Source organism: Limosilactobacillus caviae (assembly GCF_014635905.1).
Classification (GTDB): Bacteria; Bacillota; Bacilli; order Lactobacillales; family Lactobacillaceae; genus Limosilactobacillus; species Limosilactobacillus caviae.
Genome location: NZ_BMDS01000010.1, coordinates 1 through 20,127, shown reverse-complemented (window position 1 = coordinate 20,127; position 20,127 = coordinate 1). Strand labels below are relative to the sequence as shown.

The window sequence follows — 20,127 nt, the reverse complement described above, 5'->3', positions numbered from 1 at the left end:
TTATTTAAAATAAATAGGCTACGATTTCCCATAGCCTACTTATGATATTTTATACTCGATTTCTAATTACCCATTCAGGATCGATCCATTCTCCATGACCAGTTGCTTTACTATTGTCTGACCAACTTGGCGTAAATGAATTCTTAAGGTCTACCCCATAATTAGGACTGGTGTTGATGCCAAGGTGTAAATGATCAAGATCACGGTAACCAATTACTTGCCCTGGATATACAATATCATTGCGATTTACTGTAATCCGGTTACGGTTGCTAAATGCTTCCTGGTATACGTAGAGGAAACGACCATCCCAGATAGTTGTAAACCACCACATTGTCTGCCCGTTATCATCACGAACAGTATTAACATCTAACACACGTCCACCGTGAACAGCATGAACTGCTGAACCAGGGTGATCGCTACGACCAAAATCAAGGCCATCATGGTAACCATTTTTTCGTGGATAAGGTGTGTAGCCAAAACGTTGCCCTGATTGGAACCACCCTTCTCCAGAACCAGGGAATGGCCAACTCCATCCATCATTTTGCGGTAATGCCCGTGCAATACCATTGTTACCAAAATCGTAGCAATGACCATCAACCCAATTTATACCGGTGTACATCCGCCCATGTAATTGGTCATAATGAATCCATAAGTCATCAGGATCTGGCTGAACATCATAGCCATCAGAGAAGTAATAGCGGTTACCGTTAATCGTCCGCCATCCAGTCGCTAATTGACCATTAGCTGGATCATAATATACTGTACTGCCATTAAGCGATTGAAAGCCATCATTAATATCAATTTGTGGTGATATAAAATCAAGATAATTACCGTTACCAGCTGGATCATCGGTGTAACGATGGATAACTTTGATTGCACGGTGATCCATATCAGCATGAATAGGAAGCATTGAACTGAATCCAGACTTTGTAGCTCCTGTAATCCATGTAGCATTAGCGTTGTTACTATTAAGGTTTGAATTTTGATTAGTTAAACGAATACGGTAAAATTCATGACCATCTAAGCCCACAACAATTAGGTATTGGTATTGACGTTGATTACTGCCAATTGCTGCATGCCAACCCGCTATCTTAATGTTATTTCCATCAAGCTTGACAGTTGCATTTCCTGTATTTGTTGGGTAATTACCACTAAGCTGATCTGTTACTCCTTGATTTGGATGTGGATTACCATCACTAGTAGTTGAGAACCGTAACAAGATCTGCATATTCCCATCAACAAGTTGCGCTAACTGTCCCTGATTCAATTTAATGATGGTATTAAAACCACTATTTTTACTGTTGTACATTGCTGGATAGACATTTGCAACATCCGGGCGAGTAGTTAAAACCAGCTTTTGACGTGTAACCTCTTCCCCATTATGCAAAAGAATTAGATATGGTACTCGCTGATTTAAGCTATTATCACTTGCCATCCATCCCTGGACCTGTAAACCATCAGTAGTCATATTAGTACGATCGATACTGAATGCTGTTTGATTTAATGTAATTGGATTTGACCAAAAATCAACGTGTTGTCCATCATTCCCATTACCATTTGGATCAGCAGAATATCTACTTACTACCGCATAGGCGTGTCCCGGCTGTAATTGGCCTGCGCCAAGATCAAAAGTAATATTAAAACCAGCACTATTTGCATTAAGGATATTCGGATATGCCTTTGCAACATCTGGGCGACTAACACTGTTTACCTTAGCAGAAGCAATTTGACGATTAGCAGTCTTATCAAAAATAATGATGAACCGATTACTTGCAAGGTCTGATAAGTTAGTTGCGTGCCAACCAGAGACTGTTAGATTACCGCCATCGCTAATATTAAAGTTATCTACGTATCCTAAATTCTCTTGACTAGCTGGTGCAATCCGTTGTGGAGCAAACCAATAAGTCACATCTGATCCTTCGCCATTAGCAGCATTACTATAACGGCTAAGGATCTGGTATTGGTGATTAAAGTCTAAGTTAGCAACATTAAAAGCTGTACTGAATCCTGAAATATTTGCGTTTACAATATTAGGATAAACTTTAGCAACATCTGGACGAGCAATCTTTTTCACTTCTTGCCGTGTTATTTCATGGCCTGCTGTTTGATCAAATAAGATTAAGAAATGATGATTTCGATTAATTGAACCATTAGTAGCATTCCAACCTGCTACATGTAGTTGACCATTTTGAACTTTAAATTGGTCCATGCACGCATAATTATTTTTATCAATTGAGATCGGCTGGGACCACCAGTCCGTATGCGTCCCCTCGCCATTAGCTGCATTACTATAGCGACTGACAACTTGAATCGAGTCATTTTCATCATGCATATTATTAAAGTCAAGTTTGATTGCTGAATTATAACCGGACTCACCTGCATTATATACGTTATGAACTTTTTCAACGTCAGGGCGGGCAACATTAGTAACAGTATTACGTCCTAATTCTTTGTTCGTTGTACTGTCATAAGCAATTACATATCGGTTATTTTCGTTAACTGCCTGATTGGTTGCTTGCCATCCAGCAACACTTAATTGGTTGTTATTAAAATTAGCTTGATCTAAATAACCGTAATTTCCATTATCTTGGTGGTTATATGTCAGGCTAGTTTGTGGTTGACTATTTTGTTGTGGCTGTTGATTATCCGCAAGCGCATCAGTATTAAATACAAGGCCTGTTGAAAATGCAATGGTAGTAATTGCGGCTACTACCCAACTTTTACCACTTTTATATAGTTTAAAATGTTTTTTATTCTCCATTACTATCCCCCGATTGTTATCCATAATAAAAAGGCTTAAAATTGTGAATTCTAAGCCCTTCATTGAATTATGCGAATACTCGTCTAATCCCTGCAATTACATTACGTTGACCATTAACAATTGGTTGAACCATAACTCTTGGTGGCCAGCTTTCAATTACTTGGTTATTACCAAGGTAAATGGCTACGTGCCAAATTGTATGTGTACCAGGTTGGTAATAGAATACTAAATCACCACGTTGACGGTCACCGTATGAGACATTCATAAAGTGAGGGTCAGTAAAGAGATTACGTGAATTCCATTCATTACCTGGGAACCCATGGTAAATTGAACTACATGAAGTTGGATTAATACCACCAGCATAAAGAGCTTGCATTACTAAACCAGAGCAATCCACACCATAGGCAGGAGATGATGAACATCCGGCTAGCCATGGTTTACCCATGTATTGGTAAGCCTGACGAATCATTGCCTCAATGTGGTCCTGACGAGAAGAACCAGCGCCGGCACCAAGTGGAGCAACATAACTATCAATACTATTCCATTGGTCAGCAGGCAACCCTAATGCTACCCAAGTATTATAATCAACCCAACCGGTAGCTGGTAGCCCATGCGCGCGTTGAACATTCATTACCCGATAAGCATCAGCAGTTGTATAAGTGTTGTGTTGATAACCTGTACCAATCCGATCCTTTACTAACTGGGTTTTAATTCCTTCGTAACCGGGGCCGATGTTGTGTCCAACCGGGCCAGTCGGTTGAATTTGGCTGTAGTTGATTTGGTACATCCATGATGGGTTTTGATAAAGATTCAAGTACTGGTTAGTAAGCCAGTTTTGTGAGTAATTACCTTCCCCGTTATCCGCATTACTGTATCGACTAATTAATTGCATTGCATCATGAGCATATTGACCATCAATGTTAAAGCTGACACTAAACCGTGCATTATTAGCTCCAAGAACATTGCCATAGACATTATTAATATCAGGGCTAGTGGTATTGGTTACTTCCTTACGACCAATTTCGTGACCCTTACTTAAGTCCCAGAGAATAATAAAGTGATGCTTGTTAATAAATGATGAATCATCTGCATGCCAACCAGAAGCGGTAATTGTATTACCATTTTGATTGAAATTATCTAACCATGCTTGGTTATTATTCAAATTAACTGCATTGTTGTACCAATAATCAATATGGTTCCCTTCGCCACCTTTAGCATCGTCACTGTAACGGCTAACTAAGACTAATTGATGACCAACCATTGCTGGGGTAACTTTGAAGTTCGTGCTAAATCTAGATTGACCTGCATTGGCAATGTTACCAAAACCATTTTGCGCAACATCAGCACTAGCAGTAACCTTTACGTTTTGGCGGGCAACTTCATGATTTGCAGTCTTATCAAATAAAATCAGGTAATGGTTGTTTAAGATTGAAGATGCGTCAGCTGCATGCCAACCACTTACATTTATTTGCCCATTAGCTCCTGAAACGCTAAATTGATCAAGGTATCCCGCTTGGTTAGCATAGACAGGGACAGCAGCTTGGTTATACCAGTAATCAGAATGGGTCCCTTCACCACCCTTAGCATCATTAGTATACCGACTAACAACTGTTAATTGGTGACCAATCATTGCTGGGGTAATATCAAACGAAGCATTAAACCGCGACTGGTTTGCATTATTAACATCGCCAAAACCATTTTGTGCTACATCAGCGCTAGCAAGTGTCTTTACCGCTTGACGAGCAACTTCATGGTTTGCCGTCTTATCGAATAAAATCAAATAATGGTTTGTCAATACTGCTGAATCATCGTTGGCATTCCAACCGCTAACAATTACCTTATTATCTTTAGCATCAACACTTAATTGATCAATGTAACCAGCATTCTTACCTTTACCAATTTTAAGCGAATTATTGTTAAACCAGTAATCTGAACGGTTACCTTCACCTGTTTTTTCGTTATCACTGTAACGACTAACAATGGTAAGCTCATCGCCAAGCATGGCCGGATTAATTGTAAATACAGCACTAAAGCGAGACTTATTAGCATTAGCAATCGTTGCATAGCCATTTTGTGCTACATCTGGACTGGCAACAACTTTTGTTTCTTGACGAGCAACTTCTTTATTCTTAGACTTATCAAATAAAATCAAGAAGTGGGCCGGCTTATTAACTGATTGATCATCCGCATGCCAACCACTAACCTCGATATTATTGCCATTAACCTTGAAATTATCTAAATATGCCGCTTTGGTCTGAATGGTCGGGTACCAGAAATCAACTCCGCCATTAGGTTCACCGACTGGACTGTTAGTATAACGAGATACAAAACGTACAAATGACGCATTATCTAAGCGATTAACAGGAATAGTTGCTTGAAAACCACCATTACCTGAAATAGGTGCTTTGGGATATACCTTTTGAACATCTGGACGGTAAGTTGTTTCTACCTTTGTTCGGTATAATTCATGGTTATTATCACCATTCAAAGCAATAAGGTAGTGATCCATTCCATTTTTATATTGGTTAGTAGCGTGCCAACCATTAACTTCAATACTGTTTTCATCTTTAGCATTAGTTGTAACGGTATCAATATAACCGTTATTTACCGGTGTTTTGTAATCAACATCGGCTTGTTGTTTAGCAGATGGATTGGTGTTTGTGTTTTGTGTGTCTACTGAACCCTGACCTAATTGCTTTTCTTGATCAGGCTTACCATTGGATTGTTGATCTTTTGTTCCCGTTGCTTTTTCAACTTGAACTGTTGGAGTTGCAGCTGTATCAGCGTGTACAGTGGTGCTTGCAATAGATACACCCGCTGCTGCTGCAATCAATGTAATCATCATCGTACACCAGTTTTTACCAGCCTTAAAAAGCTTATAATGGCTTTTTTCTTGCATAATATTACCTGACTTTCCTTAGAGAAATTAACTTTCATTAAACAGGTAAATTAAATCATAAATTTAAATATTTTTAAATAGTTTTTCAATATTTCTTCATATTTTTCAGTGAATAAAAAAGCATCTATACAATTGCATAGATACTCTTGTTCAAAATTATTTTACAACTTCGCCGTCAACTTCACATCAGGATACTTTTGCTTAAACCAGTTTTCCGCAAATTGATTTTCAAACAAGAACAGCGGCTGGTCATGAATGTCCTTAACCAAGATATTCCGTGATGACGACATCTTCTCATCTAATTGGTCAGGATCAATCCAACGAGCAGTCTTCTTGCCCATTGGTTCCATCACAACTTCGGAATTGTATTCGTTTTGCATTCGGAACTTAAAGACCTCAAACTGTAGCTGACCAACGGCACCCAAGATATAATCGCCAGTAGAATAGCTGCGATAAAGCTGAACGGCTCCTTCTTGGACTAACTGATTAATACCTTTATGGAAGGACTTTTGCTTCATCACGTTTTTAGCAGATACCCGAACAAATAATTCAGGGGTAAATTGTGGTAACTTTTCAAATTGAATATCCTTTTTACCATTATAAATAGAATCACCAATCTGGAAGTTACCCGTGTCATATAGTCCAATAATATCACCAGCAACTGCTGTCTCGACATTTTCACGGGTGTCAGCCATGAATTCGGTCACGTTTGATAACCGCATTGGCTTCTTCGTCCGTGATAAAGTAACATCCATCCCGCGGTCAAATTCGCCAGAACAAATCCGCACGAAAGCAATTCGATCACGGTGTCGTGGATTCATATTTGCCTGAATCTTGAAAACAAAGCCAGAAAATTCAGGATCAAGAGGCTTGACAACATCCCCTTCGTCGGTCTTATGGTCGCTTGGTGCTGGTGCAAATTGAAGATAAGTTTCCAAAAAAGTTTGTACTCCAAAATTAGTTAACGCTGAACCAAAGAAGACAGGCGTTTGATCACCCTTGGCAATCTTTTCACGGTCTAACTCATTACCAGCAACCTCAACTAATTCCATGCCATCCATTGCGTCCTGCCATTCACCATCACCAGCTAATGGATTTTCACCTTTAACATTACCATCTTCATCTAATGGTAAGTAAGGGTTGCTTTCGTCTGCTGGGTGGGTCAATGCAACACGGCGATTAAAACGGTCATATACTCCTTTAAACTGGTGACCGGAACCAATTGGCCAGTTCATCGGGTAAGTCTCAATTCCAAGGACATCCTCAACTTCATTAAGCAAGTCGAGCGGTTCACGGGCATCCCGATCAAACTTGTTCATAAAGGTAAAAATCGGAATCCCCCGCATTTTACAAATTTGGAAAAGCTTCTTTGTCTGCGGCTCAATCCCCTTGGCACTATCAATAACCATGACAGCAGAGTCCACTGCCATTAATGTCCGGTAGGTATCTTCAGAAAAGTCTTCGTGCCCCGGAGTATCAAGGATATTGATTCTTTTTCCTTGAAAATCAAACTGCATAACAGATGAAGTAACAGAGATTCCACGCTTTTTTTCAATCTCCATCCAGTCTGACTTAGCAAAGTTACCGGTTTTCCGTGCTTTAACGGTCCCAGCTTCCCGAACAACGCCTCCAAAAAGGAGAAGTTGCTCAGTAATGGTTGTCTTACCGGCATCCGGGTGTGAAATTATGGCGAATGTCCGTCGCTTATTAACTGCTTCAGCAAGTTGTTTTGGTGACATTAACTTATTTTCCTTTCTTCATTTAAATTTGCGCAATATCTCTACTATACTATTACATATTTTTAGGAAAGTCTATCCTTGCGAAAAGTTACAGAAAGTTTAAAGTCTTACGATATATTTGAACTTGATATTAATTTTCTGCTATATTAATAAAGTTAGAACTTATTTTATTGAGGTACTTTGTATATGGATAATAACAATAATCACGAATCACGGGAACATTACCGTAAACGGATGGAAGAACGTATCCAACGTGACGTTAATGAGCGTAAACGGCGAGAACGCGAAGAAGCACATAATAATCGTGAAAATCGATTGCGGCGCGAAGAAGAACAATCATCACCAGACTTTCAGCCACCGCAAAAACACCACTACCGAACTCCTAATTGGGTACGGCTCTTGATTGGTTTCCTAATCTGCCTTGTGGTTGCCGGTGGATTTTACGAATATCATAAAGTTCACTCAGTTGCCAAGGGAGTGTTTGGTGCTGGTGATGGTAAGATTAGTAAGAAGCTCCAAAAAGGTGAGCCTGTCTCTGTCCTTACGATGGGAACCGATGTTGGTGCCCTAGATCGGGGTAACAAGGGTGGTAATACCGACTCGCTAGAATTATTCACCATTAATCCAAAGAATAAAACAATCACAATGGCCAGTATTCCACGAGACATTTTAGTTCGTGTCGAAACTAGTGATGGTCCAGACTATGTCAAGATCAATGCGGCTTATGCGATTAATGGCCCTAAGCAAACCGTTAAACAAGTATCAGAACTACTTGATGTGCCAATCGATTACTATGCCGTTATCAACATGGGAGTTCTCGAAAAAGTTGTAAACTCTGTTGGCGGAGTTGAAGTCAATAATCCATTTGCCTTTGACTATGAGGGTCACCACTTCAAAAAAGGGAAACAACACCTTAACGGAGCAAACGCGTTGAAGTACTCACGAATGCGGTACGATGATCCAAATAATGATTATGGTCGGCAAAAACGGCAACAACAGATTCTAAAGAGCGTTATCAATAAATTTAAGACTTCTGGATCAATTGGAGCAGCTAATAAGATCCTTGATGCTGTTGGGGATGGGGTTAAAACTAATATTCCGATTGACGACATTGCAACCCTTTACGGTAACTACCATGGAGCAATGAATAACGTTAAAACGTACCATTTCCAAGGTCAAAACGCAACGATCGAAGGAGTATCCTTCCAAATTGCCAGTCCAAAAGAAATCAACCGGGTATCTAAGTTAATTCGTACGCAATTAGGATTAAAAGCCAAGAACGTTGTTAATCACGAAACTAAGATGTACAAGTCGCAACCACACTATAACGGATATAATGAAACCAACTTCATTCTTCCAGGTGGTGCAAGTTACAACGATCCTGGTAGTGGTAGCGATGAGGTTACTGGCTCAAGTAATCGCCATTCACGAACTAGTCAAAGCGAAGAAGAAAGTACTTCAGTAAACAATAGCAACGAAGCATATAGTGAATCGCAAGCTGTTCCTGCTACTGAAAACCATGCACAAGCTGCTACTACCCAACGTTACTCAACACCGCAATATCATACCTATCATAGTTATAATAATGGTTACCATTCAACCTACACTCACCCAACATACGGTAACCATTACGGATATACACATCGATATTACTAAATAAAAAATCTTCGTTGAAATTAAATCAGCGAAGATTTTTCTTTACTCTTGTTTTTCTTTTATTGGGTGTTCAATTCGGTAAATATCAAAGAAGTATTCACAAATGGTCTTAATAACCGCATAGAATGGAATGCAAAGAATCATTCCACCAATTCCGGCAATATGACCGGCAGCAAGCAATAACATAATAATTGTTAACGGGTGGATTTGTAATGTCTTACCAATAATATTTGGGTAAACAATATTTCCATCTACCTGTTGAACAACAATTACAACAACGATTACCCAAATAATTTTATTTGGCGCCATTGTTAATGCCACAAACAAGGCAGGTGCAATCCCAATATAAGGCCCAATGTATGGAATAATATTGGTTAGTCCAGCAACAATTCCTAGCACGATTGCCAATGGCTGGCCGATAATTACATAACCAATTGATGTAAACACACCAACAAATAGGCACTCGATCATCTGTCCGGAAATATATGAGGACAAGGTGGAATTCATCTTCCCAAGGAGTTCATTCACCTCTTTAGCATGGTGAGGTGAAAGCCATTTCTGAATACTTGGAATAAGCTTAGAACCATCCTTAAGCATGTAGAATAGCATTACGGGAACAGTAATAGTCACAACAGTAACGTTTGTCAACATCCCGATAATATCACCTACCCGCTCAGATAGTCCTTGTAGAACTTTTTGAGCATAGCCAGCTAACTGGTGATCAAACTGACGGTAATAAGAATTTAAATCAACGTTCTTTAAAAATGAGTGTTGAATAGTATCATTAATTAAATGCTGTAATCCGGTAACTGTTTGCGGTAAATGACGAACTAAGGAAGAAATTTCCTTTACTACCGGCGGAATCAGCATCGTTATCCCCCCGACAATAATCACAATTAGCAACAACACAATTAATAAACTAGCTAGCCCCTTGTTCATCCGAAAACGACCAATTTTAATCTTCATAAAAAGCTTTAAAACCGGATTTAACATATAATACAAGAAGCCAGAGATAATCAGGGGAACAAAAACAACTGAAATAAAAGTTAGAAATGGTTGAAATACAAACTGGATTTTCGTACACATCCAGATCAAAGTTGCTATCGACAATAACATTAACGGCCAAAAAAGCCAATGATAAAATTTTTGCTTAGACATAGATACTCCTTATAAAATAAAAACCTTCTAAAATTGTACCGCAGTTTTAGAAGGTTTTGTTTAAAAATTAATTACTAAAGGTGAGAATATTCATACTTAACTAATTCAAAGAAGTCATTCATTGTATAGGAAGTGCCAAAGTAACGTGATGCCCTATTTGTCCAATAGCCATCAGGGTCTGTATGATTTGTCTTACCATTAGCAATATATCTAGTTACATCATGGTGTGACCATAATGATCCAGTACCATCTGATTGTGCTAAACTAGGGAACATTCCATATTCATTCATCTTATATGCGGTATAGTAAGCAGCATTTACAAGTTCGTGAGCAAAGTTATTTGCACCATATACTTCTACCTGTTCAAATTGAACTGCTCGACCATTTGCTGGATAGGCTGCTCCCCAGGCTTCATGATCTGTTGGGGCAATTTCTACAATTTGGTTACCATCAACAAAAGCATGCACAAAAGCATCATTGTAATTAGCCTTTTCGTAGTTAATCTCCCCCCCCATACTGTCATTAGGGTTGGCGGTTTCATGAACTACGACCATATTGGGCTTACCATCTTTAGTTTCACTGTATTTACCAGTCAAAATGCCACTAGCTACATTAGCTTCATTAAGAACATGATTTACCGTAATATTTGCATGCCCAATGCCATTATCTAAAATATAACGGTTGATGCCGTTTGCATTCATATTATATTGCAAATTAATAATAACTGGGTTGGAATAGAAATCAACATAATTACCGTTACCTTGTTGATCATCAGTAATCCGATGAATAAAGCGAACCAAGTGTCCTTGCATATTAGCGGGGATATCCATTGTTACTTGGAAGCCAGACTTATTAGCTTCCTTAATATATGGATAAACATTTTGAACATCGTTACGGGTAATATCCTTATCAGTAATTTGTTGACGGTAAAGTTCCTTACCACCATTATCAAGAACAATTAAGTATTCATATGGTCTATTAGCAACTTGAGTGCTTGCATGCCAACCACTAAGACTTACCTTGGTTGCAGTAATATGAACATTATCAAAATTACCTGTATTTGTTGGATAATCCTGACTAGTTTGATCACTAAAATCAGTCTTACCATCTGTTGAACCAGCAAAACGAAGCAAGATCTTTAAGGTGCCATTTACTGTCGCTGGGTCAACCTTTAAATTAACATCGAAGCCACTCTTACCTGAATTATAAAGGCTCGGATATACCTTAGCTACATCGGGACGATCAGTTAAGCTTAACTTTGTCCGCGCAATTTCTTTACCATTGTTTAATAAAATCAAGTATGGATTTTGCTTATTAATGGCCTGGTCACTAGCTACCCAACCGGTTACATTAAAGCCATCTTTAGTCGCACTGAAATTATCAATGCTGTAAGCCTGTTGATTTAAGGTTACTGGGGCGAACCAGATATCAGTAAACTTACTCTGACCATTATCACCGTTGCCTTCAGCTAAAGTTGAATAACGGCTAACGATTTGGTAAGCGTGACCTGGAGTCAGATTAACTTTACCAAAACTAGCATTAAAACCAGATTGACCAGCACTCTGAACAGCGGAATAAGCTTTAGCTACATCGGGGCGGGCAACATTAGTAACCCTGATTGAAGCTACTTGAGTATTGTTACTCTTATCAAAAAGAATTAAGTAGTGGTTACTCTCTATCTGAGAATAATCAGTAGCGTGCCAACCAGCAACGGTTAATTCCCCATTGCTAAGGTTAAAGTTATCAAGGTAACCTTGATTGCTGGTATTGCTTGGAGTGAATTTCTTTGGGGCATACCAATAATTAACATTATTGCCTTCACCATTTTGGACATCACTGTAGCGACTAATAACTTGCAATTCATGATTTAAGTCCACATTAGCCAATGAGAAGCTGACATTAAAACCAGAGTTTTGCGCATTGATTACCTGCGGGTAAACCTTGGCGACATCGGGGCGGGCAACAGCTGTTGCCTTTTGCCGTGCTAACTCATGACCGGCAGTCCGGTCAAATAAGATAATGTAATGGTTATTCTTGCCCAATGCTTTATTAGTGGCATTCCAACCGGTTACTTGTAATTGGTTATTAACAATACTGAAATTATCAAGATAGGCATTGTTGCTCTTATCTAAATTGATTGGTTGCGACCATGAATCAACGTGGTCTCCTTCACCGTTAGCAGCATTACTGTAACGGCTAACGATTTGAAGATGGTCATCAACATTCTTAACCTTGCTCCAGTCAAGGTTATTCATCGTTGCTTGGTAACCGGCATCCTTAGCATTGACTACATTAGGATAAGCCTTCGCGACATCGGGACGGGCAAGATTTCCATTTACCTTAGTCCGTCCTAATTCTGTATTGGTAGTACTGTCATAAGCAATTACATACCGGTTATCTTTACCAGCCGCTTGGTTGGTAGCCTGCCAACCACTAACTTGTAAGTTACCATTATTAACCACGTTAGCTGAATCAAGCCAGCCATAATTACCATTATCCTTTACTTGGGCTGCCTTTTCTTGAGCAGCTAAGTCTGTGGTCTGACTTGTGCTATCAGCAGCTGGCGTTACCACTTGTTCTGTTTGTGGATCATTAGTCGTTGTGGTATCAGCTTTTACACTAGCGTTGCCAAGCATTAAACTGGCCGATACAGCAGCAGCGGCTAATGCCATGCAGCACCATTGTTTGCCATCTTTGTATAATTTATAGTGTTTTTTAATTTCCATTGTTATCTCCCTATTAAATTAGAAATTACACTATTAAAGATACCACAAATTTCGTTAAGAAAATCTCAAATTTTAAACTAGTTTTAAGAATTGTTGGAGAGCACTCTGCCAATCCATAATCTCAAAACCAGTACTCTCCGCTTTCTTCAAGCTCATCACTGAATGACGTGGGCGGTAAGCCTTAGCAGGATAGGCACTTGAATCAACTGGTGCCACTTCAACATCCTGATCTTTCAAAATCTCACTGGCAAATTCGTACCATGAGCAGGAGCCTTCATTAGATAATTGATATGTACCAAATGGCTGGTTATTATCAACTAAGTATGTCATAAATTCAGCTAAAGTGCGAGTCCAGGTTGGACGGCCAAATTGATCATTTACAACTGTTAATTTATCGTGATCCTTGGCAAGTCGTAACATGGTGTAGACAAAGTTCTTGCCATACTTACCAAAAACCCAAGAAGTACGGATAATATAATAATCGTCAAGAATTGCCTTAACTGCTTCTTCACCTGCTAACTTAGCCTTACCGTATTCATTTTTTGGGTTGACTGGGGCATTAACTTCATATTCTCCCTCATTAGTACCATCAAAAACATAGTCGGTGCTGATATAGACCATCTTGGCACCAACTTTTTTCGCTGCTTCGGCAACATTACGCGTACCGACTTCATTTACCTGCCAGTTTAACTCTTTAGCCACATCTTCGGCATTATCAACAGCAGTATAGGCTGCACAATGATAAATAACAGCTGGTTTTAATGCGTTGATCTTTTTGTCTACAATCTCTTTGTTAGTAATATCCATTTGCTTTGAATCGAAGGCATCGTACTCAATGCCCCGTTCATCTAATAAATTGCGTAATTCTGAGCCTAGTTGACCATTGGCACCGGTGATTAAAATTTTTGTCATCGCTTTTCCCCTCGCTTTTAAATTAATAGTCGTGATGTTCATCGGCAATCGATTAGAATATCACGACTATTTTTATTAATTATTATTGTCCATTCTTAGCATACTTTGCTTCAACCGCGGCCTTTTCATCTTTCCACCAATCTTGGTGTTCTGTATACCAGTCAATGGTATGTTGTAGGCCCGTCTTGAAGTCAGTGTATTCTGGCTCCCAGCCTAATTCAGTTTGAAGCTTAGTCGCATCAATCGCATATCGCAAGTCATGACCAGGACGATCCTTTACATGATCATAAGCATCTTTAGGCTGACCCATTAGTTCAAGGATCATTTCCAGAACTTCCTTATTGTTCTTTTCACCATCAGCACCAATTAGGTAGGTTTCACCAATCTTCCCCTTAGTTAAAATGTCCCATACTGCTCGAGAATGGTCATTGGTGTGAATCCAGTCACGGACATTTTTACCTGAACCGTAAAGCTTTGGCCGAATACCGCTTAAGATATTAGTAATTTGACGCGGAATAAACTTTTCGATGTGTTGGTAAGGACCATAGTTGTTGGAACAGTTAGAAATAGTGGCCCGTAAGTCAAATGACCGGACCCAAGCACGGACTAACAAATCAGAACTAGCCTTTGATGATGAATAAGGACTTGAGGGACGGTATGGGGAATCTGGCGTAAATTTCTCGCCTTTGCCCTCACCGTGACCTGGTAAGTCTTCCCGTAATGGTAAGTCTCCATAGACTTCATCAGTTGAAATATGGTGGTAACGAACATCATATTTCCGGCAAGCTTGGATTAAGGTAAAGGTTCCTTCGATATTAGTCTTAATAAATGGTGTTGGATCAATCAATGAGTTATCATTATGACTTTCGGCCGCATAATGAACCACGGCATCTGCTTTGCTTACTAACTTATCAACTAAATCCTTATCACAAATATCGCCAACTACTAACTCCACCTTATCTTTAGGCAGGCCATCAAGGTTAGCCGGATTACCAGCATAAGTTAATTTATCTAAAACCGTGATATGTTCAACTTCTGGGTGATCCTTAACGACATAGTGGACAAAGTTAGAACCAATAAAACCGGCACCACCGGTAACAATAATATTCTTAAATGTTTCCATAAGTACCTCGCTTAAATTTCGCCGTAAACAAAGGGATTGTTCTTTTCAAATTCAGTTAAGGTTGGCTGGGCGGCATCCTTTTCGGAAGTAATTGCCTTATCAAATTCAATTGGCCAGTCAATGTTTAATTCGGGAGTCTTAAAGGAAAGCCCGCCATCAGCTTCAGCATCATAGTAGTTATCACACTTGTAGACAAAGTTAACATTATCAGTCAAAGTTAAGAAGCCATGGGCAAAACCACGTGGAACTAATAATTGACGATGATTGCTGGCAGATAAGATGTAGCCTTCCCATTGATTGTATGTTGGGGAACCTTTCCGCACGTCAACGATCACATCAAGAACTGCTCCAGTAACAACCCGAATTAATTTCGTTTGGGCAGCCTTCCCACGTTGAAAATGAAGACCACGGAGCACGCCAGCACGAGTTGAAAGAGATTGATTATCTTGAATAAAGTTAAAGTCAATTCCTGCTTCCTTAAAATCACGGTCAGAGTAGGTTTCTTCAAAGAAGCCCCGCTGATCACCAAAGACGGCTGGTGTAATGATCTTAACATCTTGTAGTTTTGTCGTTTGAACCTTTAATTTACCCATTATCTTAATTCTCCTGTTCCGCTAATCGTAATAAATACTGACCGTAATCATTCTTCTTTAATGGTTGCGCCAATTCTACTAATTCTTCCTTATTAATGTAGCCCATCCGATAGGCAATTTCTTCAAGGCAAGCCACTTTAAGGTTTTGCCGTTTTTCAATCGTGGCAATAAAGTTGGCTGCTTCAAGCATTGAATCATGAGTCCCGGTATCAAGCCAGGCATAACCACGACCCATTAACTTAACGTCTAGCTTACCTTGACGAAGGTATTCTTTATTAACATCGGTAATCTCTAATTCACCGCGCGCAGATGGCTTGATGTTCTTAGCAATATCAACGACCTGATTATCATAGAAGTACAAACCAGTAACCGCGTAATTACTCTTGGGATGAGCCGGCTTCTCTTCAATTGATAAAGCATGCATCTGATCATCAAAGTCAACTACTCCGAAACGTTCGGGATCATTGACATGGTAACCAAAGACAGTTGCCCCGTCAGTCTTTTTAGCAGCCGACTGAACTAACTCCGATAAGCCCGCTCCATAGTAAATGTTATCACCGAGGATTAAGCAGACACTATCATCACCAATGAAATCTTCACCAAGGATAAAAGCTTCCGCTAAGCCATTAGGGTGTTCCTGCACCTTATATGAAAAATTAAGTCCTAAATTAGAACCATCCCCTAATAAGTCTTGAAAAAGAGGCATATATTCGGGGGTTGAAATAACTAAAATATCACGAATTCCAGCTAGCATTAAAGTCGATAGCGGATAATAAATCATTGGCTTATCATAAACCGGAATCAATTGTTTTGAAATACCACGCGTAATTGGATAGAGACGGGTACCAGACCCACCTGCTAAAATTATTCCTTTCATAGTGGCCTCCTTATGAGTTCAAAAATCCTTTATTATTTTAACACAATTTATGTTATCAAATGTCTGATTATTACTTTTTATTCAGTTACTTAAAAAGTCACTTAATTGGTATCATGAATTACCAATTAAGTGACCCTTAAAGATTAGGCTAGTTTTTGTTTACAAAGATTATTTATTACCTACTAAAATCTAGTTTTGACCACTTAAGTCACCTGGCTTTAGAGGGTGGGCTTCTGTAGCTGATGGATCATATGATTCACTGATAAGCTTACCAGTTTGGTCAAGAACATACGTCATTGCTCCGGCTTTAACCACTTGGTTTCTTACCATACGACCATCACCATCAAAGTAGTATGTGCCATCAGTCGTCTTAACTAATCCTGAACGGAATGAAACACCATTATTTAAGAATAAATATGTGCCACTAGTACCATTAGAATTAACCTCAACAAAGTTCTTATTAGCTACCATATCACCTTTATTGTCAAAGAAGTACCAATTTCCAGTACTATCTTGAATAAACGTATTCTTAACCATTTCACCATTTTCGTTGTAGTAATGGTATTTACCATCTGTACTCATCACAAAGCTATTTTCATTAGCTTCACCCTTGCCCATTAGTTGGCTCGGCAAGAACTGCTTAGTACTGGTACCAAGATTATAGTATTGCCCATCATTTGAACGGAGAACATAGCCTGAACCACGATGAAGAATATTAGTACCATTCAAGTATTTAGCAGACCACTCAGTAATCTTGACACTTGGATCAATTGTTGTCCCAGTAGTAGCATATTTTTGTTTAAAGAGATCAGGATATTGCTTTTGGAGGTCATCTAAGAATGCTCCACCATATTTCTTCTGATATTCACCACCACCGATAGTATTTACAACATAAACAGTATTCTTAATGGTTGAATTTTCCCAAGTATTACCATGATCATCCGAGCGGATAACTGTAACAGCTTCTTTGCCCGGCAAGTTGTATATTTGGTCAGGAACCCAATCGGCAATAGCTTGTAAGCCAGCTTTATGCAAAGATTGAAGAGCATTTCGTAAGTCTTCGTCAGAACCATATTTATTTGGTGTACTCATACCCAAGTCGTATCGATCCGTAAATGCATACCCATTATCAATAATTGAGTCTAAGAATGTACCATCTTTACTTGAATTGTATTGTGGTGCCATTTCAAATGAAGTAATTCCCCATGACTTAAACAAGTCAGCATTTTGAGCAATTCTTACATTTGTCCTTTCATCCTTAGTTGTAGGCCAATAAATAAAGTTTGAGAATCCTTCATAAATTACATTAGAATCAAGTGCTGCATTAGAACGATAGGCAGTCTTGGTTGTATGAGCTTCATCGCTCGCAATAGTTCGTGCATCTTGATCAGCTGGAGCATCAGCAGGAACCCATACAGCAAGATATCCAGTAACATCTGGGTTAGCATAACCTTTTACAGCAGTATTAGCTTGCGTACCAGCACCACTAATAGTTAAATCACGGTTAAAGAAGCGAAGATCACCATTAGCATCAGTATATGCAATTGGTGCATTCTCATCGCTTTCATAATTTTTAACCCCATCCTGTGTTGTCAAAATAACTGCACGATACTTCTGGTTCTTATGAGCAGCACCCATATGAAGTACTACTGAATCAGAATCTTTAAGTGCTAAGTTGGTGTCATTACTGATAACAACACCAATACCTTCAGTTCGGGTTTCAGTATTTCCAGCGTCATTTACTGTCATCGCACCCTTACCAAAACGTACACTGGTCAAAACGCCGTTATTATCAACATTCATTGTTTGACCACCAGCAACATACTTAATCCGTGTCTTAAGTAAGTTAGTAATAGTTGGGTAGTAACGAGTTTGATGTTCCATGTACTGCCCACCATCTTGATATAAATCACCATAATAAACACGAGGAACAGTATCCTTGCTAGTTAATAATACAGTATATGCAGAAGGCATATTGTATAAATTCCACTTCTTATTAGTAGAGTTTTGATCTTTAATATAGAGATCCATACCCTTCTTTTCATCTTCTAAGTTAAATTGACCATAAGGCTTACCAGTTGCCGCCTGGATTGCCTGACGAATTTGGTCCTGTGCGTTACTATCATGTGCTCTTACAAAAGTATAACTTGGAATTACTGCGTTTTCAGTACTATCATTAGCTCGGTTTACTAAGGCCTGAGTAATTAATTTACTAAGTCCTTGATTATTTTCTGGGCTACCTGATAAAGTATCCATAATTGCATTGCGGAAACGATCATCCATTGTTAATTGTGGATTGCCGATTTGGTTAACATATGCAGGGTCGTCCCAACCCCAGTCTTCGAGGATATTAAGATGCTTATTAGCATTAGCATCACTCTGTTCCATGTTATATGCTGCATTAAAGTAGTTGCGGGCAATGCTCAATAGATCAACATCAACGTTATCAACAGCATCAACACGAATACCATCAAAATTAGCTTCTGAATTATTGCCCGTAATTGTACCAAAATTCATTAAGTAGTAAAGCCAGTTTAATTCTTCAGCTTGAACTACTGGATTTGAGTTATCAATATCATTGGCTAATAGGAACTCTGCCCCACCATAACCTTTACCATTAATATTAGTTGCAGTTCGATCCATTAAACGCCAATCTGAATTAGCATACTTAGTAAGATCGCTATTTACATACTTAAGGAATCCACCTTGAAGCTGAAGGCCACCATAATCTTCACTTTCACTAGACTTGTTCCAGATTGACTCAGTCTTAATAAATTCATTAATCATTACCTTTAGCCACTCAGAACTGTTCTCATTATTGATTCGCTTTTCAATATTGCGTTGAACGTCCTCTGTAGCCTTACTCAAAGTAGTGTTATCTTCATTAACGGAGAAATTACCATTAGTATTAATCAAACCATTTTTCTTCATGTAATTAAGATAGTCCACTTGAATTTGTCTGTTTGGCCACCAAACCATTAACAGTGGACGTAGGTCATTTTCTTTAGTATTAGTCCAAGTAGTACCGTCCTTTAAAATCTGTTTTGGTCGATACCAAGTATCTGCAGTTAAGAAACCATTAACATTTTCAATACTGTTGTTATCATAGCTATAAGCTTGGTTACCATTTATGAATGCTGCGTCAAAAGAAACAGTTCCTTTATCAAATTGAAGTTTTAATGCATTCTGGGCAGCTCCAGTGACACTATCAAAGTAAAGCCAATTATCACCATCTTGTAATAAGAAATTCTTTCGTGGTTGGTTAGTTACCGTATCAACGAAATATTGCTTACCATTAATTGTCTGTAAACCAAATTTATGAAGAGGACCTTTCCCTAACTGGAAGCCATCTTTTACAGGTAAACTAGTAGACCAAAAATCAATTCGGTTACCTTCACCATTTTTTCCATCATCACTAAAACGATGAACTAGTTGAACACTAGTATTATTTAAGCTGTTTTTAAGCGTCATCGATCCCTGGAAACCAGATTGAACACTACCAGCAATTTCTGGGAAGGCATTGTAGACATCATTTCTATTAAATCCAGCAACTCCATCTTTAGTAGTGCTAATAAGTTGACGACCAACTTCCTTACCATTAGATAGTACAATCAACCATTGATAAGGCATATTAAAGGCTTGGTCACTGGCATGCCAACCAGAAAATTCTACTTGATTGCCGT

Annotated in this window: 11 protein-coding genes; 1 reads left to right on the top strand and 10 read right to left on the bottom strand. The window is 38.9% G+C overall.

What is annotated here, in order from left to right:
• Positions 1-49: 49 nt before the first annotated feature.
• The 3 genes from IEU90_RS10115 to IEU90_RS10105 form a co-directional block, all read right to left on the bottom strand.
• The gene (locus IEU90_RS10115; protein WP_153710851.1) at positions 50-2,761 is read right to left on the bottom strand and encodes a KxYKxGKxW signal peptide domain-containing protein; all 2,712 of its coding nucleotides are present in this window, start codon (positions 2,759-2,761) and stop codon (positions 50-52) included.
• Between the two features lie 67 nt (positions 2,762-2,828).
• Positions 2,829-5,660, bottom strand: a complete 2,832-nt coding sequence (locus IEU90_RS10110) for an NlpC/P60 family protein (protein WP_188358084.1) — start codon at positions 5,658-5,660, stop codon at positions 2,829-2,831.
• Between the two features lie 161 nt (positions 5,661-5,821).
• Entirely contained in the window at positions 5,822-7,399 is a 1,578-nt protein-coding gene (locus IEU90_RS10105; RefSeq protein ID WP_153710853.1) for a peptide chain release factor 3, read from the bottom strand.
• A gap of 186 nt (positions 7,400-7,585) precedes the next feature.
• Here IEU90_RS10105 and IEU90_RS10100 point away from each other — a divergent pair, with 186 nt between their 5' ends.
• Positions 7,586-9,055 carry an LCP family protein gene (locus tag IEU90_RS10100; RefSeq protein WP_188358083.1) on the top strand — a complete coding sequence of 490 codons (1,470 nt, stop codon included), beginning with the start codon at positions 7,586-7,588 and terminating at the stop codon, positions 9,053-9,055.
• A gap of 42 nt (positions 9,056-9,097) precedes the next feature.
• On the opposite strand, the gene IEU90_RS10095 is transcribed toward IEU90_RS10100, so the two are convergent.
• The 7 genes from IEU90_RS10095 to IEU90_RS10065 form a co-directional block, all read right to left on the bottom strand.
• Positions 9,098-10,213: an AI-2E family transporter gene (locus IEU90_RS10095; protein WP_153710855.1), complete on the bottom strand. Its 1,116-nt coding sequence runs from the start codon at positions 10,211-10,213 to the stop codon at positions 9,098-9,100.
• Positions 10,214-10,287: 74 nt separating this feature from the next.
• Positions 10,288-12,939 carry an N-acetylmuramoyl-L-alanine amidase gene (locus IEU90_RS10090; RefSeq protein WP_153710856.1) on the bottom strand — a complete coding sequence of 884 codons (2,652 nt, stop codon included), beginning with the start codon at positions 12,937-12,939 and terminating at the stop codon, positions 10,288-10,290.
• Between the two features lie 72 nt (positions 12,940-13,011).
• Positions 13,012-13,851 carry a dTDP-4-dehydrorhamnose reductase gene (gene rfbD, locus IEU90_RS10085; protein WP_153710857.1) on the bottom strand — a complete coding sequence of 280 codons (840 nt, stop codon included), beginning with the start codon at positions 13,849-13,851 and terminating at the stop codon, positions 13,012-13,014.
• An 82-nt stretch (positions 13,852-13,933) separates the two neighbouring features.
• The gene (rfbB, locus tag IEU90_RS10080; RefSeq protein WP_153710858.1) at positions 13,934-14,974 is read right to left on the bottom strand and encodes a dTDP-glucose 4,6-dehydratase; all 1,041 of its coding nucleotides are present in this window, start codon (positions 14,972-14,974) and stop codon (positions 13,934-13,936) included.
• 11 nt (positions 14,975-14,985) lie between these two features.
• Positions 14,986-15,567 carry a dTDP-4-dehydrorhamnose 3,5-epimerase gene (gene rfbC, locus IEU90_RS10075; protein ID WP_153710859.1) on the bottom strand — a complete coding sequence of 194 codons (582 nt, stop codon included), beginning with the start codon at positions 15,565-15,567 and terminating at the stop codon, positions 14,986-14,988.
• Between the two features lie 4 nt (positions 15,568-15,571).
• Positions 15,572-16,444 (bottom strand): glucose-1-phosphate thymidylyltransferase RfbA, encoded by an 873-nt coding sequence (rfbA, locus tag IEU90_RS10070; RefSeq protein WP_153710860.1) that lies wholly within the window; start codon positions 16,442-16,444, stop codon positions 15,572-15,574.
• Between the two features lie 189 nt (positions 16,445-16,633).
• Positions 16,634-20,127: glycoside hydrolase family 70 protein (locus tag IEU90_RS10065; RefSeq protein WP_308738387.1), on the bottom strand; the 3,494-nt coding region annotated here is incomplete at its 5' end.